This is a genomic window from Gilvimarinus sp. DA14, from assembly GCF_024204685.1.
Classification (GTDB): Bacteria; Pseudomonadota; Gammaproteobacteria; order Pseudomonadales; family Cellvibrionaceae; genus Gilvimarinus.
In genome coordinates this window covers 1652501-1678891 of the sequence record NZ_CP100350.1, presented here as the reverse complement: position 1 = coordinate 1678891, position 26391 = coordinate 1652501, and the positions used below count along the sequence as shown (strand labels likewise).

Genomic DNA, 26391 nt, shown 5'->3' with positions numbered 1-26391 from the left:
GGGTTGGATTAATTCAGGGCGTTGGCTAAGGGCTGGTTGCCGTTTACCAGTGGGTAGATTTTATTCACAGTGCCCGACGTTTGCAGACAATAAATGCAGGCGTCGGCGACGTCTTCACGGGTGATTATCTGCGCTTCTTTTGCTTCGGGCATGGCGCTGCTAAAGCCACCGGTAGCTGGTTCGTTCAACAGGCGCCCCGGGCGCAAAATAGTGTAGTTTAAGCCGCTAGCCAGCAAATGGTCATCGGCCATTTTTTTGCACACCGAATAGTGTTTAATAGCGGCAGGGCCATTGTCCGGATCTTCTGCTCCGCGCGAGCTGACCATAACAAAGTGTTTTATTCCCGCCTTATTTGCGGCATCTATTGCTTTTATAGCGCCCCACATATCCACCAGAATGGTCTTATCGGCGCCGGTTTTAGCGCCAGATCCGGCGGTAAAGATTACTTGGTCGCAGCCTGTTAACGCGTGGCTAAAATCCTCTTCTAAATCGGCAAAACGAATATCGATTCCCAGTGATTCCAGCTCGGCATCGGGTTTTCTTAGCATGGCGATCACCGGTTTTCCGCTTTCATGCAATTTGCGCACAATCATGCGGCCGATTTGCCCGCCTGCGCCGATTACTAATGTGGTCATAATCGCTCCTATAGGCTGTGTTAAAGTAGCGCCACTGTAACGCATTTAAGAGGTGAATATGTCTAAGACTGTCGTAATTACCGGAGCCAATCGCGGAATTGGGTTGTCGTTTACCAAGCTTTATTTACAGCGCGGCTACACCGTTTATGCCGCCTGTCGCAGCGCCTCACCCGAGCTGGAAGGCTCAGGTGCGCGCATCGTTGACGGTGTTGATGTGGGTACAGATGAAGGTCTGAAAACCTTGGTAAAAGCGCTTGATGGCGTGACAATTGATTTGCTGATTAATAACGCCGGAATTCTGCGCGATGAGCGTTTAGGTCAGCTGGATATAAAAACCATTCGCGAGCAGTTTGAAGTAAACGCCCTGGCGCCTTTGCGGGTAACCGAAGCGTTAATGGCGCAGTTAAGCGACGATGCTAAAATCGGCTTAATCACCAGTCGTATGGGTTCTATTGCCGATAACACCAGTGGCGGTCGCTATGGTTACCGTATGTCTAAGGCGGCTTTAAATGCGGCGGGTAGGTCGCTGGCCTGTGATTTAAAAGACCGTGGTATTGCTGTGGCGATTTTGCACCCGGGCTTGGTGGGTACCGAGATGATTGGCGGCCATGGAGATATCACGCCAGATGAGGCGGCCGAGCGCTTGGTGGCGCGTATTGACGAGCTCAATCTGGGTAACAGTGGCACCTTCTGGCACTCCAACGGCCAGCAGCTGCCTTGGTAGGGCCTGTGGGCTTGGGCGATGCGGATTATTGCATCGCCTTTTGTGTCGCTAACAGGCCGGCGCTCGATCACTATCCTGCGTTGGACACTCTACAGGCGCTGGCACCGGGCGAGCTCACGCACATTGTCGCCAACACCAGCAATCACTGGCGCAAGCTGTTCAGTGTTTATGCCAAGTTTTTATACCAGCTTGGCCCCCGCGCCGGGTGGCCAGTGCGCTGGCAGGATTACCGCGATAACTATTTGTTACAAGCCAACAGCCAAACGGCTTTGTTGTTCAGTCCCCCGCCGATTGCTAAAACGCGCATCCACATTGTGGCAGGTAAAACCCACGCCACCGAGCTGGGTTTACAGGGGCTGGACTGGCTGGATGCACACTTTGCCATCAATCGAGCAGACAGGCTGGTTGTCTCACCTTACCTGGATTATCGTCAGTTAAGTAATGAGCGTATTGCCCGTTTGGCTCAGTTAGTAGAAGCTGTTTAAACTTCAGCGCTAGATATTGATTAACATTGTCCACAGGGTCACAGATGAACCAGAATCAATCATTACAACTAATGTTGCTCACCTTTGGGCCGAATATTAAAAACCACTACCAAGCCTGTTTTTGCATTCTTTCATTTTTAAAAGATCCTCTTAAACCTGCGGTGACGGTTTATACCGATCGCCCCGAGTTTTACCGATGCTTTGAAGGCCAAGTCGATCTTGTGGTAGTTGATCAGGTGCAGTTGCAGGCGTGGCGGGGTGAGGCTGATTTTTTCTGGAGGATCAAATGTAAAGCGGTAGAGGACATGGTGCTGCGCCACCCGGGCCAGCACATTATGTATGTGGACTCCGATACCTTTTTAGGCGGAGGGCTACAAGACGTGATCCAGCACCTTGATCAGGGGCAGACATTAATGCACCTGAACGAGGGAAAATTGGCGCAGCTGGATACGAAAACCACACGTAACATGTGGCAAGTGCTGGCGGGGAGCTGCCACGAGGGCATAACGATCGACAAGGGTTCTGCCATGTGGAACGCCGGTGTGGTTGCGCTGCCCGGCCCAATCGCCAGCGCGGTGGCAGAGCATACCGTGGCCGTTTGCGACAGCCTGTGTGCGACTAAGGCGCCCCGGAAATTATTGGAACAGTTTGCTTTTTCTCTAGCGCTAAATCATGCCGTAGCCTTGCAACCTGCGGATACTTGGATCGGGCACTACTGGGGCAATAAAGAGCAGTGGAACGCGGCCATTGCCGAGTTTTATTTGCACTCAAAACTGTATAATCGAAATCTGCAAGAAGACATAGCTGCGGCTAGTGAGTTTGCTTACGACAGCATTGCACTGCATTGCAGGGTGTCTTCCTCTAACCGCCGCTTAAAGGGATTGGCTGAGACCTTGTTTCCCAACAAAGTCCATCAATATTTTAAGCATTGATGGTTAAGAATCAGCGTGAGTTTCTGTGGTCTCGCGCTGTTTAATCTCCCGCAGCAACGCCTGCAGAGTTGAGCTGCGAAATTCCCGCCGATACAACACGCCAACCACAATCGCGACTGCCGAAATAAACAGCCAGGTGTTAAAAAACCACGGCAATACCGCCAGCGAAAAATAGTAGGCACGCAGGCCGTAGTTATAGCTGTGGCCCGCCTGGTCAATAATTTTTGCCGTGCTGATGGCGTAGCGACGACGGTCTTCATCGTCTATTTGCGCGTCGTGAGCCGGTGCAGCGCCAAATAAAATGGCGCAAAAGCCGTACTGTCGCATAGCCCAGGTCAGGGTAAAAAAGGCGTATACATAAATAAGCAACAGCAAAATCACTTTGAGCTGCAATTGCCGCGGCGACATGGATTCGTTGGCAAAGGGCAGGGCACTGATGGTCAGATACACTTTGTCAATGGACGCCATTATCGTGATTAAACCGGCAATAATAAGAATGGCGGTAGAGGCTAGAAAAGAAACGTTGCGCTCCAGGCTGGCAATGAGCGCGGTGTCGGCAATGCGGTTCTGCCGTCCGAGCATTTCGATCATCCAGCTTTTGCGATAGATGTGCAGTACCGATGCCAAGCAGTGATCGGTACGTGCCCGATGGCGGGCAAAGCGAGCGTAACCAGTCCAGGCTGCAAACAGCCATATGGCTGCGCCAATGTTAATCCAGTCGTATGCGGTCACCGGCACTTGTATCTCCTTGATCGATACCGGCATCTTACCTGATGCATGAGGCGAGAAAAATCCTGCGCGGAAAGATTTTCAGGATTGTCTGTGGTTGCAGTGAGGGCAGGCCTAAGAGGGATATAAAAAAGGCGCTCGGTTGCCCGAGCGCCAAACAGGAGAGCTTAGGGTTGAACCCCTAACTCCACGACAGTAAGGAGGGGCACAAGGTGCCCCGAATGGAGCTTAGAAAGTAGCTCTTACGCCCATGGTGTAGCGAGCTTCGTACTCGTTCTGCCAGGCGAACTGGTCTTCGTACTCCAGGTAGTAAGTCTCTTTCTCTTCGGTAATGTTAGAGGCGTTCAAGAACACGCTGACATAGTCGTTGATGTCGTAGCTGACTGACGCATCCACATACGCGGTGGGCTCTTGCCACAAGGTGCCTTCGCCCCAGGTTTGGTTAAAGCCAACCACGCGCTCGCTGCGATAGTTGTAGGCGATACGCGCCTGCAGCGGGCCGTTTTCATACCAACCGACCAGGTTAACAACGTCTTCTGAGTTGTCCTGGAAAGGCAGCTCCTGACCGTCCATACCCTGGTTGCCCGACTCACTGGGCGAGTAGGTGTAGTTGGCGTCCATACCAAAGCCGCTTAGCATGGGTAAGTCGAGGAAGTCGTCAAAAGCCAGCTTGGCTGCCAGCTCAACACCCTTCAACACGCCGCCTTCGCCTTGAATGCTGGTAGAAATGGGTACGCTACGGCGCACAACGCCATCCTGATCGGGCAGCTCCATTTGTACGCTACCGCTTTCGATAAAGCTCTCGACATCAATGTAGAACCAACCCACAGATACACTGCTGGCACCACCCATGTAGTACTCCACCGACAAGTCGTAGTTGGTGGCCTCCCAGGGGTCCAGCTCGGGGTTGCCGTTGGCGTTACCGCCGCTGACGATAAACTGGTTGTAGGTGTCGCTTTCTGGGTTGCTGTCGATTACATAGTTGGGGGCTAAGCCGCCGCCCCACTGCGCCAGATCCAGCGGCGCCATGGTTTGTGCGTAAGAGGCTCGCAGAATCAAGTCTTCGCTTAAGTCAAAGCGCAGGTTCAAAGAAGGCAGCAGGTAATCCAGTGAACGCTCGGTGGTGATATCGCCAGCATCTACCGCGGCGGCCCCGTAAGCCTGGGCAGCGCCCACTTGGTTTTGGACCACGGTCAGGTCCGAATCTACCGCGCGCAGGCCAAAGTTACCGCTCATAATGCCGGTTTCAAAATTGGCTTTGGCGTAGTAGCTCAGCTCTTCCAGCTCAACCTCGTAGGAGCGGCCCGGGAAAATAGAGCGATAGGTGCCTGGGTACAAGGCTTCGTGATAGGCCTCTACATCAGCCATTGCGCGAGGGTCTACGCCCCAAATTGCGGGAATGCCAGATGCACTGCCAAAGTCGCTGATTTGAATCGGATTCAGATCGGCCAGAGGCGTAGGTATGCCTGCGGTGTAGAAGTTTTCTCCATCGCCCGCAACACAGGCACCCTCAACGCCGCCGCCATCGAGCACTACGTCTGTGGCTTTCCATTTAACGTCGCAGCCGTTTACCGGAGACAGTAAATCAAATTCGAAATTGTCTACGCTGCGTTCGCTCAGGCGCACGCCAAACTCCACCGAGGTAAGGAAGTTGGTGTCAAAGCGATACTCGCCGTCAAAACGCCCTACGTCCAGCTCGCCTTCACGAGAGAAGTTATTCTCACTGGCAAAAGCACCAAGCGCGTAGCTGTTTACATCGCCCAGGTAGTCGGCAATAGTGCGCGCCTCGCCCAGTGATTCACCGTTAATGCTGAGGTTGGCGTTGTTATCAAAGCCGCTCCAGCGCGGGTCGTCACCGGTGTAATCAATAGTCAGCTGCGGGTAGCCCAGGTAGCCCCCAGGGTTGGTTTGCAGTTGGCCGTCGGCGCAGTCACCCTGCTCACCGGCGGTGCCGTCGGGGTAGTACTGACACTCAACACCCCACTGGCTGCCGTTGGCCAGATCCACATCGGTGTAGCTGTTAAGGCGCTCTTGCTCGGCTTCGCCGTGAATGTAGCGGAATGAGCCGGTAAATTCGCCGCCGTTGTCGTAGTTCAGTTCCAGGTTGTAATTCTGCGACTCGGCGGTTTGCGCCTGGACAGAAGAATAAGACTTAATGCGGCGGCCAGAGGTGGTGTATTCCTGCACGGTATTGACGCTGCCATGGTCGGTAGATTGGGTGGCGTCGTACCAGCTCCAGCTCTGCCACTTGTCAGAGTTGGCGATACCTGCCTGAAAGTCATTGTCTTCCAGGTCGGTCACCAGTGCTTCGGCGATCAGCTCAAAGCCCGCGCCGAGGTCTACCTGAACCGCCAGGTTGGCACCGGTGCGCTCGCGTTCGGTTTGACGGTTGTAGGCGGTGTGGCCTACGTAAGCCCAGTAGCGATCGTCAAGATCTCCGTCATTGTTAATGTCGACACCGCCGTCGCTGTAGCGGTCGGCAAACTGAGCGTTATCAGGGCTTACCCAGCCGTAGTCGGTCTCGTTGGTAAAACCGGTCCAGCCGCCGTCTCCCATAACACCCGAGTAATAGTTGGCGAGAGTCGCTTCTTGGTGGCTCACGGCTGCCATTACGCCAATGCGCTCGCTGTTCCAGTTCAGCAGCAGGTTGGCCGAGGGATCTGTCTCTTCGGTTTCTAAGCCATAGGTGCCGTTAACGGCGCCGGAAATGGTAAAGCCCTCATCGAAATCAAACGGACGATAGGTGTTCAGATCGACAATACCGGTAATGCCGCCGGCGTTCATGCTAGCCGTTTGCGATTTGGCCACTTCGGCACCGGAGAATAACTGCGAGGGAATGTCGCTGTAGTTGGGCTGTACGGTGGTCAGCGAGTTCGCGCCCAGGTAAGACTCACCGTTTAAAGTGGTCAACACTTGGGGCAGACCGCGAATGTTCAGGGCGGTGCCTTCACCGGCGCTGCGGCGGATTTGCACACCGCTGATGCGCTGCAGTGAGTCGGTGATGGTGACATCGGGTAATTTGCCGATATCTTCGGCGGAAATCGCATCCACCACCGAGTCGGCGTCGCGTTTAATGTTTACCGAATTTTCCTGGGCGGCGCGCACACCGGTTACCACTACTTCTTCAAGCGCAGGGCTGTCCAGTTGGGCCAGTGCGGGCAGGGCAGTACCCCCTACCGCAATGGCAGATACGCAGGCTGCAAGACGTTTTTTGCTGAGTACATGGCTAACTTTCATCGATCAGGGTCTCCATTTTTATAGGCATGGCCGTTACTGCTATTTGGAGTTTTGTAGTGCAATAATGGCCAGTTTAGTAACCGGTTACAGTCTCACAGATAAAACCATGCCCTTGTTCGAGATGATTCGAACATTCAACGAGGCTTTTTATTGGAGTTATTGTGAGTTTAGCGAGTAAACAATCTGAGCATAATCAGATTAGTCAGAGGCTATTTTGTAAACGGTTACAGAAGGGTATGGCAGAATGAACAGGCGTTCAAGTAAAAAAGTGCAAGCTTGCACCAGTCGCTGGCGCCAGCGGCTTGAAAAGCCCTTTTTTAGTGCGTCGCGGGCGGAAATTTGAGTGCAAGATTCGGGATGACGTCGCCAAGTTTTCTCGGCACCATAGCACCATGAGTATATCAGTCTGCACCCGAGCCCCGCTCACCGCACCGGTTAATGAGCAAGACTTGCGCTGGCGAGCCCTTTGCCAGCGCGATCCGGCGGCCGATGGCCAGTTTTTGTACGGCGTGGTCACGACCGGGATCTACTGTCGCCCCTCGTGCCCCGCGCGTAAACCGCTGGCTAAAAACGTCCGCTTTTACGCAGACTCTGTACAGGCAGAAGCAGACGGTCTGCGACCGTGCCGGCGCTGCCAGCCCCATGCGCTAACATCATTGAATGGCTCGCTGGCGCGGGCCGTGCGAGTATGCCGCCACCTGCAAAATGCAGACTCCATCCCCTCGTTGGCTCAGCTCGCCGCGGCCGAGGGAATTAGCGCGTCGTATTTACAGCGCCAGTTTTGTCAGGTGGTGGGGGTTAGTCCCGCACAGTATGCGCGGCAATTGCGTGCCGCCCGCTTGCGCGAGCAACTTCAGCACGGGGCGAGTGTCACCGCTGCTGTCTATGGCGCGGGTTATTCGGACAGCAGCCGTTTTTACGCCGAGGCAGAACACATATTGGGTATGACACCGCGCCAATACCGGGCGCAAGGAGACACCGTGACTATTTATTTTGCCCTGGCAAACTGCTCCTTGGGCCAGGTATTGGTGGCGCAAACGGCTAAGGGCGTGTGCGCTATTTTGCTGGGCGACGATCCTCAAGAGCTACTGGATGACTTGCAGAGCCGTTTTCCCCGGGCCGAGTTGAAAGGTGCCGATGCGTCGTTTGAGCAGACGGTGTCCCAGGTGCTTGGGTTAATTGAGTCGCCCGCCCAGGGGCATGCTCTGCCATTAGATATGCGCGGTACGGCGTTTCAGTGCAAAGTATGGGACGCTTTAGGGCGTATTCAGCCCGGAAAAACTCTTAGCTACAGTGAGCTTGCCAAGGCCATGAACCTGCCCGGCGCGGCGCGCGCCGTGGCCAATGCTTGTGCGGCCAACCCTTTGGCAGTGGCTGTGCCCTGCCACCGCGTCGTGCGCCGCGACGGTGGATTGTCCGGCTACCGCTGGGGCGTCGAGCGCAAACGCGAACTGCTACAGCGCGAAGGCGCCGCTATTAACCTGGCAATCAAATAAATCGTCCTGATCTATTTGATTGCCGCCCTTAAAATTCTGGCGCACGCGGGCGTGCTGGTAGGTCAAGGGCTCGCGCTGGCTTCCAGCAGGCGGTTCTAATTAGTGTTAACAGGCCCTGGTCCGGCAATGTTAATTGCCGGGAAAATGGTTCAACTGACGCAACCAAGCGCTAAAAACTTGGCGAGCCTTGTCGGCCAGAGCTCCGGCCTGCTGGGCCTGGGTGCGAATCTCGCGCGGGTCTATCCCGGCCGCGCTTATCTCGCAGTTGTGGCCCACCAGCCAGCGCTCAATCTCATCCGGGTCTGCCTCTAAGTGAAACTGCAGCGCCAGAATATTGTTGCCCAGGCTAAAAGCCTGGGTGGCGCAAACGTTTGTGCTGGCCAAGTGCTGTGCACCCTCGGGTATGGCAAATGCATCGCCGTGCCAGTGCAGTACAGGAGTATCTTGCAGCAACGCCAGAACAGAGTCTTGTCCTTCAGGGGTAAAGTTGAGCGGAGCAAAGCCAATTTCTTTGCCGCCAGTGGGCGATACGTCTGCGTTCAGAGCCTTGGCAATAAACTGCGCTCCCAGACAAATACCCAGCAACGGCTTGCCGCTGGCGATACGCCGTTTAATTAACTCCAGTTCGTCGCTAATAAACGGGTACAAGTGTCCATCTTCAGCCCCCACCGGCCCTCCTAGCACAACCAGCAGGTCTACCTCATTGGCATCCACCGCTTGCAAATCATTTGTGCAGGCATTGAGGTATTGCAACCGGTAATTCTGCTCGGTCAGTACGGGCTCAAGCGTACCGAGTTTCTCAAAATCAATATGGTAGAGAGCGAGGGCGGTGTTCATTGCAGCTCCTTAAGAAGTGTACGTAAAAGGTGAGTCAGGTTGCCCAGTTGGCTGCGTTCGCATACGTGCACATCGAACAGTTCGGCGCGCTCGCAGTGTATTTGTTTAATGGGGTGAAAGCTAACGATCAAGCCGCGGGCGCTGGGGCCGCCTAGGTGCTTTAGCATGGCGCCCAGCTTGTAGACAACTTTCTTGCCGTTGCCCTGTTCAAAACGGCTGGTTTTGCATTCGATGGCAATCAGGCGGTTGTTGTAGAGGGCGAGCACATCCAGTTCGTTGCGCACTGGGCGTTGGCGGCGGCTTTCCAGCCAGTTGAGCTGGACGCTGCGCGCCAGGTCTTGCAGCTGGGGAAATTCGCCGCGCAATTTGAGTAGCTCGCTGAACACCAGCTCTTCCATCCAGCCGCCGTTGGCAAAAAAGCGGGCCTCTTCGCTGCTGAAGCTCAACTCGTTGCCCTTTAGTTGCACAAGTTGGTGTTGCGCCAGGTCGTCCAGCAGTTGGTTAAACGGTGTATTGCCGCGCAAATGGTTGTGGTCCACCCGGGTGCTTAGGCCGGATTCGGCTCTGGAGGCGTAGTAGTTAAGAATGCCCATGGCTTTGCTGTAGCTGGTGGCACCGAGCAACCAGCGTTCGGCAATATCGCGCTGCGCTCTGGCGATGCCCTCGCGAGAGTAATGAGTCACCTTGAGGCCGTGGCTTTGCAAAAAAGCGGGCAGCTTTATTTTGTCTTCAAGGTTAAAGCTGGAACGGTTATCGGGGTTACAAAGCCAGTACACCTGATCGTTGCGGACATAAAACGCGGGTAGGTTGCGATAGAAGAACACTTCGTGCGCGATAATCCCGATGGGGCCTTTAGTGCCGCTGTTGTTCAATATCAAGTTTTCGCCTTGAGCCAGTCTGGCGACCACTAGCTCTTCCAGAGTTTGCCGCAACTGTTCAATATCCCATGGTTGGGCCAGCTCTATGGTGGTGCAGCGTATGCCCATGGGCTGGCACACTTGTATCAGCCAGTGCTGGTAATCGGCCAGGTGTTCACCGGGGGGAGTCAGTAAGACGACTTCATCGGGTTTAAGGCGCGAATCGGTCAGTGGCATTAAGTTGCCGTTGGGGTGGTCGGAAATAATCAGAAACTGTGTAGAGTGACTGTCCATGGGGCTGTGGATCCTTTCATTGAGGCCTCAGTCTACTGTGTTCACCCATGGAGGCAAGTGGTGGGGGCTGGCCAGATTTCGTTTCTTTACCGCGGCTTTTCTTTACCTGGTTTCTGATAATAAGTATCATTTAGGTGGTCAAGTCTTAATAATGGAAATTTTTATGAAAGTTTTATTGCGATACTGTCACAAAGCCCTGGTAGCGGCCTCTTTATTGTTCGCCGCCGTGCAGGTATCGGCCAATGGCGAAATTGGCGAGCATGTGAATCACCTGCAGGATAATCTGGACAAATACACCAAGGAGGTGAACTGGATTAACGAGAGAATCGACGCCATGGTGGATACCTATGAGGCAAAAGGCGCTGAGGCGGCCGAGTCGGATAAGGTTGTGGATATCTGGGAGTCGGTACTTTTTCACTCTGCCATTGAAGTGAACTATGTACCTATTTACGCCAGCATCTGGCAGGGGCTGTACGGTGTTAAAGAGGCGATTGATGCGGAAAAGCCCGTGGCTGAAGTTCGAGCCGAGCAAGCCGCCCTGGAAGAGTCATTGTGGCAGGCGCTGGGTGCGGTTAAACTGGCGGCCCTGTATCAGCAGCGCGGTTTGCTGGATCAGGTAAAAACCACCGCGAGCGCGCCGACGACTCCCACAGCAACCCTGGATGAGGTAAAACACCGCCTGGATCGCGTGGTTGCCAAGTACGCCGAGCAGCTGCCCGATGAGGCCACAGGCATTGTGCACGACACCTACCTGAACCTGTTTGAAGGGGTAGAGGGGGCGCTGATTGAGCAGGACGCGGCGCTGGTGGAGAGTCTGGAAAAAGATTTTAACGTTACTCTGCCCAAGGCCATCTCTGGCGGCGGCAGTGTAGACGAGGTGCGCGGTGTGGTGACGGATATGCAAACCAAACTCGACAGCGCCAAAGACCTGCTGGAAAAAGCCGAATCTGAACGTAAGGACGTTTTCTAAGTGCAACGCAGAACTTTTGTACAAGCCCTGGCGGGCGCCGGCTTGCTCGGCAGCCTGCCACTGTCGGCCGCACGCGCATTGGCCGCTACTGCCGGCGCCGTATCGGTCGAGGACTTGCCCGCCCTCAAAGGCGAGTTGACGCTCTATCTGGGCCGCGGCGAAGGGGGCCTGTACGAAAATGTGTTGCAGGCGATTCAAAAGCGCAATCCTGACTTTACCTTGAACATTCGCCGCGGCGTTACCGCGGCCTTGGCCAATACCATTGTTGCCGAGGCCAAAGCGGGAGTGCGTCGCGCCGATGTGTTTTGGGCGGTGGATTCGGGGGCGATTGGCTTGGTTAATGGTGAAGGCCTTGCGCGCCCGTTGCCGGCGGATTTAACCGGCCAGTTAAAGGAAGGCTTTCGCTACGATAACTGGTCTCCGGTTACCGGCCGGATTCGCACCCTGCCTTTTAACAGCGATAAGCTCAGCGCCGATAAAATACCCGACAGTGTCATGGCATTGCCGGACAGCGGTTTGTCCATCGGTTGGGCGCCAGCTTACGCTTCGTTTCAATCGTTTATTACCGCCATGCGTTTACTGGAGGGCGAAAAAGCCACAGGTGAATGGCTCAAGGCCATGAATAAACGCGGTAAAAACTACGCCGGTGAGCTGGGCGTGGTTATGGCGGTAGAGCGTGGCGAGGTGGATGTGGGTTTTGCCAATCACTATTACACCTTACGCCTGAAAGCGGGTAAGCCAGACGCCGCTGTGGATTTGGCCTTTACCAACAACGATGCTGGCTGCCTGGTAAACGCATCGGGTATTTTGGCGTTAAGCGAAGGCGAGCTGCCGGTTAATTTTATTCGCTACCTGCTCACCCGCGAGGTGCAGTCGTATCTCGCCAGCGAGGCCTACGAAATTCCGCTGGTAGATGGCGTTGCGCCGCCTGAGGGATTGCCGGCACTGAGTACTGTCTCGCCGCCTAAAATGGATTTGACTCGCTTGGCAGATTTACGCCCCACCTTGGATTTGATGCGTCGCGTCGGAGTGCTATGACCCGACTGCCCGGTTCTTACCCCCTGGCGCTACTGATAGCGCTGTTTGCGCTGGTGCCAGTGGGGGTGCTGGTGTCTCTGGCCAGTGACACGGCCCAGCTGTTCGATGCGCATAACCTGAAAGTGTTAGGTAACACCCTCGCGCTGATGGGGTTAACCGTGCTGGGCTCAGTGCTTATTGGGGTTCCGCTGGCGTTGTTGACGGCCTATGTGTATCTGCCCTGGCGTCGTCTGTGGTTGATTTTGTTCGCCGCGCCTCTCGCAATGCCCAGTTATATCGGCGCCTTTACCCTCTATGCTGCCTTTGGTCCGGGCGGTGAAATTAATAACCTCACCGGATTGCCCACCCCGGCGTTTTACGGCTTACCCGGCGCCGCGCTGGTGATGACGTTGTACACCTACCCTTTTGTGTTGCTCACCACCCGCGCCTCTTTGTTGAGCCTGGACGCCAGCCTGGTCAACGCTGCGCGCACCCTGGGTATGTCTTTGGGGATGAGTTTGTGGAGGGTTGTCCTGCCGCGCGTGTTTAACGGCATTGCCGCCGGTGCGTTGCTCGCAGCGCTTTACACTTTGTCGGATTTTGGTACGCCGGCGATCATGCGGCTGGATACTTTTACCCGGGTGATTTACGTCGAGTACAACGCTTTTGGCCTCAGCCAGGCTGCCATGTTGTCGTTACAATTGTTGGTTATTGTAGGGCTGGTGCTGTTTTTGGAGTCGCGGGTAAAAGCCACCCGTGAGCGTCCTGGCCGCCGCCTAATGCTCTGGCCCTCGCGCTGGCAAGTGAATGCTCTATTAGCGGCAGCATTGCCTGTGTCTTTGTTGTCTATTGTTTTGCCTTTGGCGATTTTTGGGCTTTGGCTGGTGCGCGAAGGAACCGCTGGCTTCCAGTTTAGTTACGCCTGGAATTCGACCTATGCCTCTTTTTTGGCCGCTGTCGTTGCGGTGGTGTTGGCCGTGCCTGTGGCCCACGCCGCTATCAGTGGTAAGGCGGGCCGCATCATGGAGCGGGTTACGTACTTTGGGTTTGGTGTGCCCGGTATTGTAATGGGTACGGCGCTGGTCTACGTGGGGCTTAAACTGCCGTTTTTGTATCAAACGTTGGGTTTGTTGGTGCTTGCTTACGTGTTGCGCTTTTTGCCTCTGGCGGTAGGCTCGGTGCGCTCGTCCGCCGAGAGTTTGGACCCGAGTCTGGTGAAAGCGGCACGCCTGTTGGGTGCCAGCCCCAAAGAGGCGTTTACCCGTATTACCCTGCCGCTGACGTTGCGCGGTATGATAGCCGGCGCCGCTTTGGTATTTTTAGAGGCGATGCGCGAGCTGCCCGCCACTTTATTGCTCGGGCCGACCGGCTTTGAAACTCTGGCCACTTATTTGTGGCGGGTTTATGAGGCCGGCTACTTTGGCCGTGCTGCAGTGCCCGGTTTGCTGCTGGTGTTAATGTCCGGCCTGGGGCTGGCGTTAATGCTTACCGGTGAGCGCCGAGGCGAATTTGATGTAACAGAGGATTCCAACCGCTAATGCTGAGCGTGAACAATCTGTCGGTCGATTACGGCCCCACTCGAGTAGTGGATAAGCTGAACCTGGCGCTGGCGGACGATGAAATCCTGATGCTGGTGGGGCCCACCGGCTGCGGTAAGACCACTATATTACAGGCGCTTGCCGGGCTTATCCCCATTGCCGAAGGGGAGATCACTCTGGGGGCCTGGAGTGCCACGGCAAAAAATCCCGTACCGCCTGAGAAACGCAGCGTTGGCATGGTGTTTCAGGACTTTGCGCTCTTCCCTCATTTGACGGTGCAGCAAAACGTTTGTTTTCGTCTCAAGGACCCTGCGCTGGGCGATCATTGGATTGACCTTTTGGGGCTCTCTGCACTGCGCAATGCCAAACCTGCTACTCTATCTGGTGGTCAAAAACAGAGGGTCGCTCTGGCGCGAACCCTGGCGCACCAGCCCGTGTTTATTCTACTGGATGAGCCACTTTCCAACCTAGATGCCGCCCTCAAGGACAGCTTGCGCTGGGAGATTCGCAACGCTTTAAAAAAAGCCGGCGTACCCGCCATTTGGGTAACCCATGATCAGGAAGAGGCTTTGTCGGTGGGTGACAGAGTCGGTATTTTAAACGGCGGCAAACTGGAACAATTGGACACGCCCGAAACCTGTTTTTGCGAGCCTTCCAGTCGTTTTGTGGCCCGCTTTTTAGGCGAGGCGAGTTTTATTCCGGGTAAGCTGGAGCAGGGGCGGGTCGTTACTGCAATAGGTAATGCCCCAGGAACACCTGTGGATGGCGCAGCAGGGGAGGTGGACCTGCTCCTGCGGCCCGACGATATAGCTCTGACACCTGCCGCGGAAGGCGGTCATGGCGTCGTTACTTGGGTTCGCTACGAGGGCGGCAGCCGTCTTTTCGCGGTAACTTTAGACGATAACACTGAAGTAAAAGTACGCGTCAGTCACGAAGTGCACGCCGCCATCGGCGCCAGAGTACAGTTAGAAGTGATCACAACTCATCCGTTGGCCGTATTTAATCGAAAATGATTTCTTTCTTCAAAGGAGTTCGCTATGAAACTTGTCTCTAACATTGTTGCCGGCGCAGCCTTGGCCACGCTCTGCTTTACTGCTCAGGCGCAAGAGTGTTCTGTTACCATCGATAGCACCGACCAGATGCGCTTTGATACAGGCTCGATGACAATTCCCTCATCTTGCGAAGAGTTTACCGTCAACCTCACGCACTCGGGCAGTATGGCCAAAAATGTTATGGGCCATAACTGGGTGTTGTCTAAAACATCCGACCTGCAAGGTATTGCCATGGACGGTATGAGTGCAGGTCTGGACAACAACTACATCAAGCCCGGCGACGAGCGTGTGATAGCTCACACCGACGTTATTGGTGGTGGTGAAAGCACATCGGTAACTTTTGATCCCTCTGTGCTTGAAGTGGGCGGTGATTACAGTTTCTTTTGTTCTTTTGCTGGCCACTATGCCTTAATGAAAGGCACGGTCACCGTCGAATAATCATCCCTTCTCGGGTGGCTCAACCGTAGTCACCTCTATCACGCTCGACTGGCCCGATTTTACCGGCCAGTCGATGCTTTGCCCAGGGCTCAGACCCAAAAGCGCACTGCCTGCCGGGCTGAAAACCGACAACGCCTGAGCATTGCCGCTCACATGCTGTGGGTACACCAGTTGATAGGTGTAACTTTTTGAGGTGCTTTGCACCACAAATGTGACCTTGGAATTTACCGTAACGACATCACGGGGCAGCTTGCCCGGTTTAACGCGTTTAGCCCGCTCGAGTTCATCCAACAACAGTTCGGCAGCGGGGTCACCGTCGCGGGCATCGATCATGCGACACAAGGTCTCGTACACATCCTGAGACACCACGATTTTTGGTTTTTTAACGGCCATACGTACTCCAATAAAGAAATCCCAGCCAAGTCATTTGCCGGGGTAGCAACGAAAATCACGAAATGAAAAGTAATAGAGACTACGGGACGCCTGACGGCGGCCCGGTTAGGCGGGGAAGATCGGAGCAAGTCTCCACATTAAAAAGCGGTTGATCTGAATAATAAGCATACTGATACCTGTGTCGTGATTTGAGTAAATTAACGCATTGGGCGGCAAAGTCAATTGTTCAAGAAATCGAGAGCGGCCTGCCATCAAGACGTTAGCAGGCATTTTCGAAATCTCGCAGGTCAAGTTCTAAATCAGTACCAAATGCAAATCAACGCTCACATATAAGCGTCATATCCTGATTCAAAATTGAATACGTGCCCTGGCAGGAGCTTTCGAGAAGCCTATATGCACCTGGGCGATGTACAAGGATGTACAAGTGTCGCGATAAGCAGGATGCTGAAAGCGACCGATGTACAAGGATGTACAAGTGTCGCGACAAGCAGGATGCTGAAAGCGACCGAACAGGACCTACAAACCTCGCGGGGAGACAGGATGCCGGGAGCGACGAAGGACGAAAGTCCTCGACGTCGTGTAACGCGCAACTCCAGGCAATAAAAAAGGCTGAACCCAGAGGATTCAGCCTTTTTCCGAATATGGTGCCCAGGACGATGCGCAGGGATGCGCAAGTGTCGCGGGAGGCAGGATGCCGGGAGCGACGAAGGACGAAAGTCCTCGACGTTGTGTAACAAGTATGTCCAGCCAATAAAAAAGGCCGAACCCTGAGGATTCAGCCTTTTTCGAAGATGGTGCCCAGGAGAGGACTTGAACCTCCACGGCCGTGAGGCCACTAGCACCTGAAGCTAGCGTGTCTACCAATTTCACCACCTGGGCGGATCAGTTCGGGGTGACCTCGAACTGAGGACGCGCATAATAGGGGGAGAGAAATTGCTTGTCAACGGCTAAATTAAGAAAACTGTAAAAAAACGATTAAAACGTACAACTTGATGATTTTGTGAGCATTTTTGCCAGTGATGCCAGCGTTTAGCGGGGGATTTCGACGGTTGGGGAATTTCTGCCTGCGGTCTATACTGAGCCCAGAATAATAATTTGGAGGGCCACCTATGTTGTATTTACGGTCTGTCGTGGCGGGCGTTGCCTTGTTTATGGTTGCCGCCACCGGCTTCTGTGGCGCCGAGCCCTCCGCGAAGGAGTCCCTGCAGGTGAGGTACCCAGAATATGTGGGTGATGACCCAGTTTTTTCTCGTCTGACGGATTATTTCGCCGACCTGCTGGATTTGGCCCTGGCCAAAAGCGGGCGAACTTACCATTTGGTTCCTGTGCCGGGGCAGGCCGTTACTGACAGACGCGCTATGCGGAACCTGGATAGCGGCGTTTATGACGTCAATTTTATGCATACCAGTCCGGATCGTGAAACAACCTTGCGGCCTATTTATTTTCCTATGTTTAAAGGCCTTGCGGGTTGGCGTTTGTTGCTGGTGCGCGAAACCGATGCCAGTCGGTTCGATCGCAAGTTGACGCCAGGCGAGTTTAAACGCCTGCGCGCAGGGTTGGGTCATGATTGGCCTGATGTGCGTTACATGAAAGCCAATGGCTATGAGGTGGTTACCTCGGTCAATCGCGATAGTCTTATCAATATGTTGATCGGGGATCGGATCGACTATGTGTCGCGTTCAGTCATCGAAGTGTGGGACGAATTGGAGCATTATCGGCAAATGCCCCTTGCGGTAGCCTGCTGTGTGGCTATTCACTACCCCAGTGCCTTTTATATGTTTACGGCTCGCGACAATGAGGCGCTAGCTGACTTATTGAGGCAGGGGCTCCATTCTGCGCTAGAGGATGGTTCTTTTGATCAGCTGTTCTTGCGTTATTACGGCGAGGTGATTGAGCGCTCGCGCTTGAGTGAACGGCGTATTTACCAGCTGTATAACCCCGATTTGAGTGATTCAACCCCTCTGGAACACAGCGACCTATGGTTCCAACCTTAGGGTGGGCGCGGTAAAGTAGGCCTCCCTTCCTTTGTTGTAGTAGGTATATTCTTTTGTTCGATCAATACGAAGCGATTATTTTTGATATGGATGGCACCTTGGTGGACAGCGGTCAGCTGCATGAGGTGGCGTGGACCGAAACCCTGAACCAGTATGCTATTCCCATTGACCGCCCCTTAATGCGATCTCTGGCCGGAGTGCCTACCAAGAAAACCATCGAAATTCTGCTGGATAAGTTTTCCCTTCAGGCTCCCGCCAGTCTGGATGAGATGAATGACTATAAAGAGGCTGTGGTCGCCAGGGTGGCGCAGCAGTATGTAAAACCTACCGCTCTTTTGCAGGTGGCCGAGAAGTACGCAGGCAGCAAGCCCATGAGCGTTGGCACCGGCGCCTATACCGAAGAGGCGCGTGGAATTATCGAGCACTGTGGTATCAGTCACTTGCTGGATCATATTGTGGGCGCAGACTTGGTCGCTAACCCCAAGCCGGCCCCGGATACCTTTTTGCGCTGCGCCGAGCTGATGGGCGTACAGCCGCAAAACTGTGTGGTATTTGAAGACTCAAAGCTCGGCCTGGAGGCCGCTGAGCGCGCCGGGATGACGGGTGTTGATGTACTCGAAGTGCTGGGCATTGAAAACGATTACTTTCTGTAAGCGCTGGTATCCCTTCCGTAAGGCTGCTTGGTGAAAGCGATACCAAGCAGCTCTTCTCTATGACCGATTGATTTTTAAGTACTTTTTTCCATTCTCTCTTCTCTCTTTGTTGCTCTTGTTTTTTTGTATGAAAAAATAAGTTTTTATATAAAACGAAGATAGTGCTTGCTTGCTCATATTGTAATCGATTACAGTTTGGTGGCGGATTTTTAGGGGTAGTGTCCGCTTGGCAGAAAATAACAATTTGCACAGGCGTTTCTAAGGCGCTGGTGATAGCAGTAGCGGTACACGCTGCGCTGTACCCCTGTAGACGATAACTAACAATAAAATCGCACGAGGATGTTCCAGATGAGAAAAAGCCATATGCTTTTCGCGCGCAAGAGTGCCCTGGCGTTAGCCATAGGCGTTGCCGCGACAGGCCAGTTCAGTTATGCCCAAGACTCCAGCGCCGCCACGGCGGAAGAAGATCTGCTTTTAGAGGAAGTGATTGTTCGAGGGGTGCGTCAGTCTCAGGCAAAAGCCATTGATATCAAACGCGACTCGGACCGCATCGTGGATTCAATCGTCGCCGAAGACATTGGCAAGCTGCCGGATTTAACCATTACTGACTCTCTGCAGCGGGTAACCGGGGTGCAGATTAACCGCGAGGCGAACGAGGGTACCTCTCTGAACATTCGCGGTATGCCCCAGGTGCTTACTACCCTTAATGGCGAACAGTTCCTAAGCCCCTGGAGTATTACGGGCATCGGGGCTAACTACTCGGACATTCCCGCCGGTATGATTAGTGGTGTAGATGTTTATAAATCGCAGTCTGCCTCAATGGTGGCCGGCGGTATTTCCGGCGTGGTTGACTTGAAAACCCTGTCACCGCTGGCAATGGAAGATGGCGTTACCGCCAACCTGCGCGCCGAAGGCTCCATGGGTGACCGCTCGAAAGACGAGGTGAAAGCAGACGGCAGTACCGGCACTCGCGACCCTGATTACAACGTGAGTGGCTTTTTCGGTTACAAGTTTAACGACAACCTGGCGTTCAATATGGGCTTGTTTAGCTCAGAGTCTTACAACGCTAACTATTCTATGACTCAGGATGCCAACTTCGGCTTTCTGGATCGTCAAAACGGAACGCCCACCGACCCATTGGATTTGGATGGCGATGGCGACTTGGTCAACGACTGGTACTTAGTGCCTGAAACCTTTGGTGCTTCTAGCAGTTTTGTCACCCGTGAGCGTCAGGGCGGTTCGGCCAGTATCGAATGGCAAATCAATGACAACTTCAGCCTTCGCGGTGACGCCTTTTACACTGAGATGGAGCAGTATGATCGCGGTGTGCGCGTCGCCTTTAATGCCAGGAGCGCTGTTAGCTCTTACGAGGTCAATGGCACACCGGGTACAGAGTCGGATTTGTTCAACGCTCTGGAAGAAGGGTCGGTGTTTAGTGAAAGCGGGCAGTACTCTTATGTCGATGAAAATGGTCAGTCGCAAACCGCGACCATTCACAGTTTGCGCGTTGCCGATGTCTTGGCGCCGGACTTTACCACCACTTCGTCCAATGACATCAACAGAACCGCTGCGTTAAACACCAATATTCAGCTGGATTACACCAACCACGATAACTTAACGGTAACGGCGCGGTATATTTACGCTGAGGCGGAAAAGCGTCATCGTAATGCCTCGTTGCAGCAGGGTACTCCGGCTTGGGAGTGGGTAGATGTTGATGGCATTCCCGGTAAAGACCCGATCGATCCCTACGCTGTCACGGTTGATTACACCGGTGATTATCCGTCTTTCCAGTTCGACAAAGATGTTTCCGATGCAAACCTGCTGGGCCGCTATCAATCCATTGCCACCGGCGATAACACCGAGGGTGTTCTGAACGTTGCCCGAGTGGATGCGAATTTTGAGTTCGATAATGGCGGTTTTTTTGAGTCTGTAGATTTTGGTGTTCGCTACGGCGTGCGCGAGGCTGACTATGCGCAGTACTACTATGTAACGCCTACACAGCGCTACGCTGACGATCAACGTATTCCCATTGATAAGCGAAACCAGCTGTATGAAGGTAACCGCGTGTGGCAGCGTTACCCGGACTGGCGTTTGTTTAACTACGATGATGAGCCGCAGGCATTGATTGACGCCGGCTTGTACAACAATGGCTTTACGGCTGCCGATACGTCCGTGTTTACCGATTTTGGTCCTTTTACCGGGTTTGCTGGCGGGGTGTCTTCGCTTGATCCTTCCGCGTGGGATTCGCCGCTGGATTTCATGAACCAGCTCTATCCAGGCACACGCACGGTAGAAGACCCGGCTTACGCTTATAACGTTGAAGAAGCTTCGGCTGAGGTGTTTGCTCAACTTAACTTCGGCTCAGAAGAGGGTTTGTTTGGCATACCCTACAGCGGTAACGTTGGTTTGAAAGTTATGCAAACGGACCGCACGGTAGAGCGTAATACCGTCCCTGAAGTACTGGACATTTTTAACTCTATCGGTTCGGTTGACTATCAGCAGTTAGCGTTTGTGTACGATATTGAAACCAAAGAGCGCTCGTTCACGCAGTACCTGCCGTCGTTCAATATGAACATGTTCCCCGCTGAAGATGTCGTGGTGCGTTTTGCGGCGGCGCGTACAACCTCGCGCAACGATTTGCAAAACGTCGGCTCGGGCTTGAGTCTGTGGTACAGCCAGTGTGAAAAAACCGACGAGAATGGTGATCGTGTTCTGATCGTCGACAGTTCGGGTAACTTGGTGGGAGAAGAAGTGACCTGTGTAGGTGGCGGTAGTGATAACGGCGATATTAATATCGATCCGTGGATTGCCGATGTGTATAACACCTCCGCCGAATGGTATTTCGACGATAACGCCATTCTTGGTGTGGGCCTTTTCTACATGGATGTCGATACTTCGGTTAGAAGCTTTCAAGAGCAGCGCTCGTTTGTTGATGGCGATGACGTAGACCGCGGCAACACCGCCAATGTGTGGACCACGGAAAACGCCAGCGGCTCGTCGCTTTATGGTGTTGAGTTTGGTTACCGCCAGCCGTTCACGTTCTTGCCGAGCTTTTTAAGTTCGACGGGTATCGAGTTTAACTACACCTATTCGCAGAGTGAGTCTGACGAAAAAGATCTTGAAGGTAATACCTTACCCCTTCCTTCAAACTCCGAGCATCAAACTAACTTGATTCTCTGGTACGACAACGCCGGGTTCAATCTTCGCGCCGCTTACAACTGGCGTAGTGATGAGTATGTGCAATCAGTTGGCAGAAGCGCCAACGGCGAACCTCTTAATCTAGCGACGTGGGCCGAGCCAGCAGGCTATTTGGATGTGTCTATGAGCTACTGGATTAACGAGCATATCAGTGTGTACTTGAACGGTACCAACCTGACCGCTACCGATCGCACAAACTACGCCCAGTACGAAGATCAGTTGCAAAGCATCAATGTGCAAGAGCGCCGGTACGCGGCGGGCTTTACTCTGACCTTTTAAGGCTGACTAATCATGTACTCGCCTGCGCACTGAGTGCGCAGGTCAAAAGAATAATGACGGAGTTTTGATATGAAGATGAAATTACTACCATGGGTCGTTATGACCGGTGCGTTAACTCTAACCGCCTGCGGTGGCAGCGATGGCCTGCTGGGTGAAGACAATGACGTGGATATGATGTACCCCGAAGCGGGAACAGAAGATCCGACCGATCGTCCGCGCCCCCCCGAAGGTGAACCCACCATGACAACAACCGATGAGTTTTTGTTGGATGTCGCGGGCAATCCTGTTTTTCTGCGCGGGGTAACGCTTGAGTATTACAAAGACACGGCGCAAATGATTCAGGCTATTGAACCCATCGCAGCAACTGGCGCTAACGCGGTGCGTTTGATGATTGATAGCAGCGTGACGGAAGACCAGCTGGACGGCGCGCTGAGCACTATCGCCAACAACAATATGGTGGCGGTTGTGAGCCTGACCGATGACGGCTCGGCGCTGCACTGTCAGGAAAGTTCAGACGCAATTGTCGATGCGGTAAACACACTTTGGTTGGATCAGTGGATTTCGGTGCTGGCACAAGATCGTTATCAAGGCCGGGTGATTATTAATATTGCCGACGGTTGGGGCCCCATGGGTGTCTTTAACGCCTCAAGTCTTGGCTACAAAGAGTACATCGATACTTATAAAGCGTTGATTCGTCGTTTCCGTGAAGCGGGTTTTAAACTGCCATTGATGATTGATGGCGCTAACTGCGGTCAGGACTTTAACGCCTTCTTAGTGGGGCGTGGTGACGAACTGTTGGCGGCGGACGCGGAAAAGAATCTAATTTTCGCCGCCGATGGTGACGGCCAGCGTTGGGACAGCGCGGACAAAATCATTGCCGCTAACACGTTGCTTGCGCAGCAAGATGTGCCTTTTGTTATGAATGCATTTGGCGGTTCTGAAACTGGCGATTTCCCTGTGGATGAAACTGAGTTTATGGCCCAGGCTGTGGGCGATACCGCACTGGTGGTGGATACCCCCTGGGTTGGCAGTGACGATGGCGTGGGTTATTTAAACGCCTTTGGCGAAACTTTGGATTTAACCAGCGGTGCCACGTCGCTGGATGTATTTATGGATCGTCGTTACCTGGAGTTTATGCGAGTCTCTCCCGGTAGCTCTAACTATGCGCCCAACGGCACCACGGGCATTGCGATGTATTTGATGGACGAGAACGGCAATCGCCTGCGTTTGGGCATGTCATTAGCACGCGAGCTGCGTGAAAACGTCTGGAATAAATTGCGCTTTGATGTTCCGGCTGAGATTGATCCGGCTAATTTATTGGATGGTGCTACTGAGTTTGATCAGGCGGCCGTCACCCATGTGGGAATAGAAATTCTTGCCAATGGTAAATCTGATTTGGCTGAAGGCGAGATTAAGTTCGACAATTTGAATTTATTCCCGGGTGTTCCGCCCATGTATACCGCTGAGTTCAATACTGATGGCGACTCTGAGGGTTGGGGAGGCAACGGTGCCGATTTCACGACAGCGGATGGTAGCTTGCAAGCATTGCCAACAGGTGAGCAGATAAACTACCAGCTTGGGGGAAGCACCTTAGGGCTGATTGACTTTAGCAGCGTCTTAAACGTCACTGTGCGGATGTTTTTGCCTGAGGAGTATTCGGGTGACGGGTTGTGGGGGCAGGCATTTGCGCAGTTCTGCGACGATTGGTCAGCTTGGAATCAGGTGTCAATGCCCGTCGCACAACTAGTTCCCGGCCAGTGGTCTGAGCTGAAATTTAACGTAGATTTTAGCGGCACAAATTGCATTAATACGAAACAATCGTTTGGTTTGCAATTGGGCGGTATCAGCTTGCCTAAATCACAGTCAGTCCTCATCGACTCTATCGTGATCGAAGACCCCTCGGCACGACCAACTAAAATTGTTACTGATACTCAGTACAAAGCCACTTTTACCGGCGGCACTGAAGGCTTTGTTAATGCCGGCTGGGATGGCGGTCAGGTTGAGGTATCGAACGTGGACGGCGAACTGGTGGCGACTGTGCCGGCTGGTGACGGCGGAGCGGTGAACAAAGCTGACGTGAACTCGGTGCAAGAGATTAACTTTGCCGGCAACTTGACGGTGAAAGCTCGTTTGTTTTTGCCAGAAGAGTACTCCGGCTCCGAATTCTGGATGACGTTCTTCTTCCAAAGCGGTAGTTGGCAACATTTCCCCTTCGGGGAAGTGGATATGTCTGGCATCACTTATGGTGAGTGGAATGATCTGCAATTCGAAATTACGGATGAGGATTACCCAGAGGGATTCTCACGCACTCTGTCGCCACAAATGTTTGGCTTCCAGTACGGCGGTACTCTTGCAGGTCAGTTCAAGCTGGATGATATTGAAATCATCGGTGATAGCGTGGTGGATGATTTGCAGCCTATCTACGAGCAGGGTTTCAGTACCATGGGTTCGATAGATGACTTGGCTGTAGATTTTACTCAGGGTGCGCTGGACTCGGGCTCAATGCTGGCAGCGAAAAAACCAGGCTACCATGTAGTGCCATTTGGCTGGACCGCCAGTACTTGGTTCGATACGAGTGCGTTAACCATTGCCGATGACGTGCAGGGCGAGGTATTGACCGAGCGCGGTGAGGAAATCGTGAACGGTGCAAATGGTATCGCTGAGACGTCCTTTCCCGTAATGTTTGAGTAACTTCACTGGGCGCAGTCATGCTGCGCCCTCTCGTCAAGGCGCTTTGTCGGCAATCTGCTGCCAAAGCGCCGATACAATCGGGCTTTTTAGTCGCTTTTCCAGTACACAAATGCCGGTCTCAAACGGGCCTAGATCCGGCTGGTTTTTTATCCGCTGCACTTTGTCTTTAAGTGGACTATTCTCCAGTACAATGAGTGGTACCAGCCCTACGCCAAACCCCAAGCTCACCATGCTGACGATCGCCTCATTACCTTTTACCTCTGCATAGATATTCGGGGTCAGGTCTTGGGTTTTGCACCAGCTGTTAAACCTTTCGCGAGCCAGTCCTTCCTCCGAGACAATCACCGGCTGCAGATACCAATGCTCGTCCACTGTCTGTTGCTGCGGCGCGATAAAGACCAGCGGAGAGCGGGCGATGGGCTTAAAGTCCAGCCCGGCGGGTAGGCGGTCGGGGCGTGCGGCAATGGCGATATCTTCAAATCCTGCCGTGACTCGTTCAATGGCCTGGGCGGGGTCGCCCGTGTGTAGCTTTATATGAATGCCCGGGTGATGACGGCGAAATTCGGTGAGAATGTCATACAGGAAGCTGTAGCTTGCGGTCACGGAGCAATAAATGCTGAGCTGGCCACGTAACTCCTGGCTGCCTGCCAGCAGCGATTCCTGAAAAGTTTCCCATTGTTGTAATGTCTCGCGGGCAAACTGCAAAAACTGGTGCCCCTGGTCAGTTAGCGCCACCGAGCGGTTGTCGCGCAGTACCAGTTCGGTGCCCAACTCCTCTTCCAGTTGTTTTAAGTTGCGACTAATTGTCGAGGGGCTGACGTGGCAGGCGCTGGCGGCGCGGCCAAAGTGGCCCGCTGAGGCCAGGGCGGTAAACAGTTTGAGCTTATAAATGTCCATAGTGTGTTTTAGTTTTTGCAACATTAAGTTGCGAATATATCATTTTACGTAACGCGATGTATTCACTACACTGCACGGGATTTTTCTATTCACCCTAATTACAGGAGTCTGCTATGCAGGTTTATTACGATAAAGATTGTGATCTTTCTATTATCCAGGGCAAGAAAGTTGCCATTATCGGTTACGGTTCTCAGGGCCATGCCCATGCGTGCAACCTGAACGACTCGGGCGTTGACGTTACTGTTGGTCTGCGTAAGGGCTCATCTTCTGTAGCGAAAGCTGAAGCCCACGGCCTTAAGGTAGCGGAAGTTGCTGAAGCGGTTGCCGGTGCTGAAGTGGTTATGATTCTCACTCCAGACGAGTTCCAGGCCCAGCTGTATAAAGAAGAGATTGAGCCTAACCTGAAAGAAGGCGCTACCCTGGCGTTTGCCCACGGTTTTGCGATCCACTACAACCAGATCGTGCCGCGCAAAGATTTGGACGTGATTATGGTTGCCCCTAAGGCTCCGGGCCACACAGTGCGCACCGAGTTCACCAAAGGTGGTGGCATTCCTGATCTGATCGCGATCTTCCAGGACGCATCAGGTAAGGCCAAAGACGTTGCCCTGTCTTATGCCAGTGGCGTAGGCGGCGGTCGTACCGGTATTATCGAGACGACCTTTAAAGACGAGACCGAAACCGACTTGTTCGGCGAGCAGGCTGTTCTGTGTGGTGGTGCGGTGGAGCTGGTAAAAGCCGGTTTCGAAACCCTGACCGAAGCGGGTTACGCTCCAGAAATGGCTTACTTTGAGTGCTTGCACGAGCTGAAGCTGATCGTTGACCTGATGTACGAAGGCGGCATCGCTAACATGAACTACTCCATCTCTAACAATGCCGAGTATGGTGAGTATGTTACTGGCCCCGAGGTGATCAACGATGAATCTCGCGAAGCCATGCGTGACGCCCTTAAGCGTATCCAAAACGGCGAGTACGCCAAAATGTTCATTGCCGAAGGTGCACACAACTATCCTTCAATGACTGCGGCGCGTCGTAACAACGCGGCTCA

21 protein-coding genes and 1 tRNA gene (1 of these 22 running past the window's edge) are annotated in these 26391 nt (G+C 53.6%); 14 read left to right on the top strand and 8 right to left on the bottom strand.

Translation table 11 applies throughout. The features are described from left to right. Nucleotides 1-8 precede the first annotated feature (8 nt). Complete coding sequence (locus tag NHM04_RS07420; protein WP_254266346.1) at nt 9-635, bottom strand: SDR family oxidoreductase; 627 nt, start codon at nt 633-635, stop codon at nt 9-11. Between the two features lie 58 nt (nt 636-693). Here NHM04_RS07420 and NHM04_RS07415 point away from each other — a divergent pair, with 58 nt between their 5' ends. From NHM04_RS07415 to NHM04_RS07405, 3 genes are read left to right on the top strand one after another with little or no spacing between them, the layout of a single operon-like run. Further along, entirely contained in the window at nt 694-1359 is a 666-nt protein-coding gene (locus NHM04_RS07415) for an SDR family oxidoreductase (RefSeq protein WP_254266345.1), read from the top strand. A gap of 5 nt (nt 1360-1364) precedes the next feature. Further along, nucleotides 1365-1844: a hypothetical protein gene (locus NHM04_RS07410; RefSeq protein WP_254266344.1), complete on the top strand. Its 480-nt coding sequence runs from the start codon at nt 1365-1367 to the stop codon at nt 1842-1844. A gap of 44 nt (nt 1845-1888) precedes the next feature. Further along, entirely contained in the window at nt 1889-2776 is an 888-nt protein-coding gene (locus tag NHM04_RS07405) for a hypothetical protein (protein WP_254266343.1), read from the top strand. A 3-nt stretch (nt 2777-2779) separates the two neighbouring features. On the opposite strand, the gene NHM04_RS07400 is transcribed toward NHM04_RS07405, so the two are convergent. Then, a complete protein-coding gene (locus tag NHM04_RS07400; protein WP_254266342.1) occupies nt 2780-3514 on the bottom strand; it encodes a DUF599 domain-containing protein in 735 nt (244 codons plus the stop codon). 219 nt (nt 3515-3733) lie between these two features. After that, nucleotides 3734-6742: a TonB-dependent receptor gene (locus NHM04_RS07395; protein WP_254266341.1), complete on the bottom strand. Its 3009-nt coding sequence runs from the start codon at nt 6740-6742 to the stop codon at nt 3734-3736. Between the two features lie 392 nt (nt 6743-7134). Here NHM04_RS07395 and ada point away from each other — a divergent pair, with 392 nt between their 5' ends. Then, entirely contained in the window at nt 7135-8238 is a 1104-nt protein-coding gene (ada, locus tag NHM04_RS07390; protein ID WP_254266340.1) for a bifunctional DNA-binding transcriptional regulator/O6-methylguanine-DNA methyltransferase Ada, read from the top strand. A 129-nt stretch (nt 8239-8367) separates the two neighbouring features. On the opposite strand, the gene NHM04_RS07385 is transcribed toward ada, so the two are convergent. After that, nucleotides 8368-9075, bottom strand: coding sequence for a glutamine amidotransferase (locus NHM04_RS07385; RefSeq protein ID WP_254266339.1), 708 nt, complete (start codon nt 9073-9075; stop codon nt 8368-8370). After that, nucleotides 9072-10226 carry a Card1-like endonuclease domain-containing protein gene (locus NHM04_RS07380; protein WP_254266338.1) on the bottom strand — a complete coding sequence of 385 codons (1155 nt, stop codon included), beginning with the start codon at nt 10224-10226 and terminating at the stop codon, nt 9072-9074. Before NHM04_RS07380 ends, NHM04_RS07385 begins: the two co-directional genes overlap by 4 nt. 163 nt (nt 10227-10389) lie before the next feature. On the opposite strand from NHM04_RS07380, the gene NHM04_RS07375 reads away from it, so the two are divergent. Genes NHM04_RS07375 through azu form a run of 5 tightly spaced genes read left to right on the top strand, consistent with a single transcriptional unit; the run spans nt 10390 to nt 15241 of the window. After that, a complete protein-coding gene (locus tag NHM04_RS07375) occupies nt 10390-11196 on the top strand; it encodes a hypothetical protein (protein ID WP_254266337.1) in 807 nt (268 codons plus the stop codon). Then, a complete protein-coding gene (locus NHM04_RS07370) occupies nt 11197-12234 on the top strand; it encodes a substrate-binding domain-containing protein (protein ID WP_254266336.1) in 1038 nt (345 codons plus the stop codon). It abuts the gene before it with no gap. Next, nucleotides 12231-13751 carry an iron ABC transporter permease gene (locus NHM04_RS07365; protein WP_254266335.1) on the top strand — a complete coding sequence of 507 codons (1521 nt, stop codon included), beginning with the start codon at nt 12231-12233 and terminating at the stop codon, nt 13749-13751. Before NHM04_RS07370 ends, NHM04_RS07365 begins: the two co-directional genes overlap by 4 nt. Beyond that, nucleotides 13751-14764 carry an ABC transporter ATP-binding protein gene (locus NHM04_RS07360; protein ID WP_254266334.1) on the top strand — a complete coding sequence of 338 codons (1014 nt, stop codon included), beginning with the start codon at nt 13751-13753 and terminating at the stop codon, nt 14762-14764. Before NHM04_RS07365 ends, NHM04_RS07360 begins: the two co-directional genes overlap by 1 nt. A 24-nt stretch (nt 14765-14788) precedes the next feature. After that, the gene (gene azu / locus NHM04_RS07355; RefSeq protein ID WP_254266333.1) at nt 14789-15241 is read left to right on the top strand and encodes an azurin; all 453 of its coding nucleotides are present in this window, start codon (nt 14789-14791) and stop codon (nt 15239-15241) included. Here azu and rnk read toward each other — a convergent pair whose 3' ends face one another. Both rnk and NHM04_RS07345 read right to left on the bottom strand, forming a co-directional pair. After that, nucleotides 15242-15634 carry a nucleoside diphosphate kinase regulator gene (rnk, locus tag NHM04_RS07350; protein WP_254266332.1) on the bottom strand — a complete coding sequence of 131 codons (393 nt, stop codon included), beginning with the start codon at nt 15632-15634 and terminating at the stop codon, nt 15242-15244. It lies immediately after the preceding gene. A 792-nt stretch (nt 15635-16426) separates the two neighbouring features. Then, nucleotides 16427-16513: transfer RNA gene (locus NHM04_RS07345), tRNA-Leu, on the bottom strand. Nucleotides 16514-16743: 230 nt separating this feature from the next. Here NHM04_RS07345 and NHM04_RS07340 point away from each other — a divergent pair. The 4 genes from NHM04_RS07340 to NHM04_RS07325 all read left to right on the top strand — a co-directional run bounded on the left by NHM04_RS07340 (nt 16744) and on the right by NHM04_RS07325 (nt 24449). Next, entirely contained in the window at nt 16744-17628 is an 885-nt protein-coding gene (locus NHM04_RS07340; RefSeq protein ID WP_254266331.1) for an ABC transporter substrate-binding protein, read from the top strand. 53 nt (nt 17629-17681) lie between these two features. Further along, the gene (locus NHM04_RS07335) at nt 17682-18281 is read left to right on the top strand and encodes a beta-phosphoglucomutase family hydrolase (RefSeq protein ID WP_254266330.1); all 600 of its coding nucleotides are present in this window, start codon (nt 17682-17684) and stop codon (nt 18279-18281) included. Between the two features lie 348 nt (nt 18282-18629). Further along, nucleotides 18630-21758, top strand: a complete 3129-nt coding sequence (locus NHM04_RS07330) for a TonB-dependent receptor (RefSeq protein ID WP_254266329.1) — start codon at nt 18630-18632, stop codon at nt 21756-21758. A gap of 69 nt (nt 21759-21827) precedes the next feature. Continuing rightward, nucleotides 21828-24449, top strand: coding sequence for a glycoside hydrolase family 5 protein (locus tag NHM04_RS07325; protein WP_254266328.1), 2622 nt, complete (start codon nt 21828-21830; stop codon nt 24447-24449). Between the two features lie 33 nt (nt 24450-24482). Here NHM04_RS07325 and ilvY read toward each other — a convergent pair whose 3' ends face one another. Next, on the bottom strand, nt 24483-25346 hold the full coding sequence (gene ilvY, locus NHM04_RS07320) for an HTH-type transcriptional activator IlvY (RefSeq protein ID WP_254266608.1): 864 nt from the start codon (nt 25344-25346) through the stop codon (nt 24483-24485). Nucleotides 25347-25459: 113 nt separating this feature from the next. Here ilvY and ilvC point away from each other — a divergent pair, with 113 nt between their 5' ends. Continuing rightward, nucleotides 25460-26391, top strand: the 5' portion of a protein-coding gene (ilvC, locus tag NHM04_RS07315; RefSeq protein ID WP_254266327.1) for a ketol-acid reductoisomerase. Its footprint extends 85 nt past the window's final position; the window shows 932 of its 1017 coding nt (coding positions 1-932); the start codon lies at nt 25460-25462; its stop codon lies beyond the right edge, outside the window.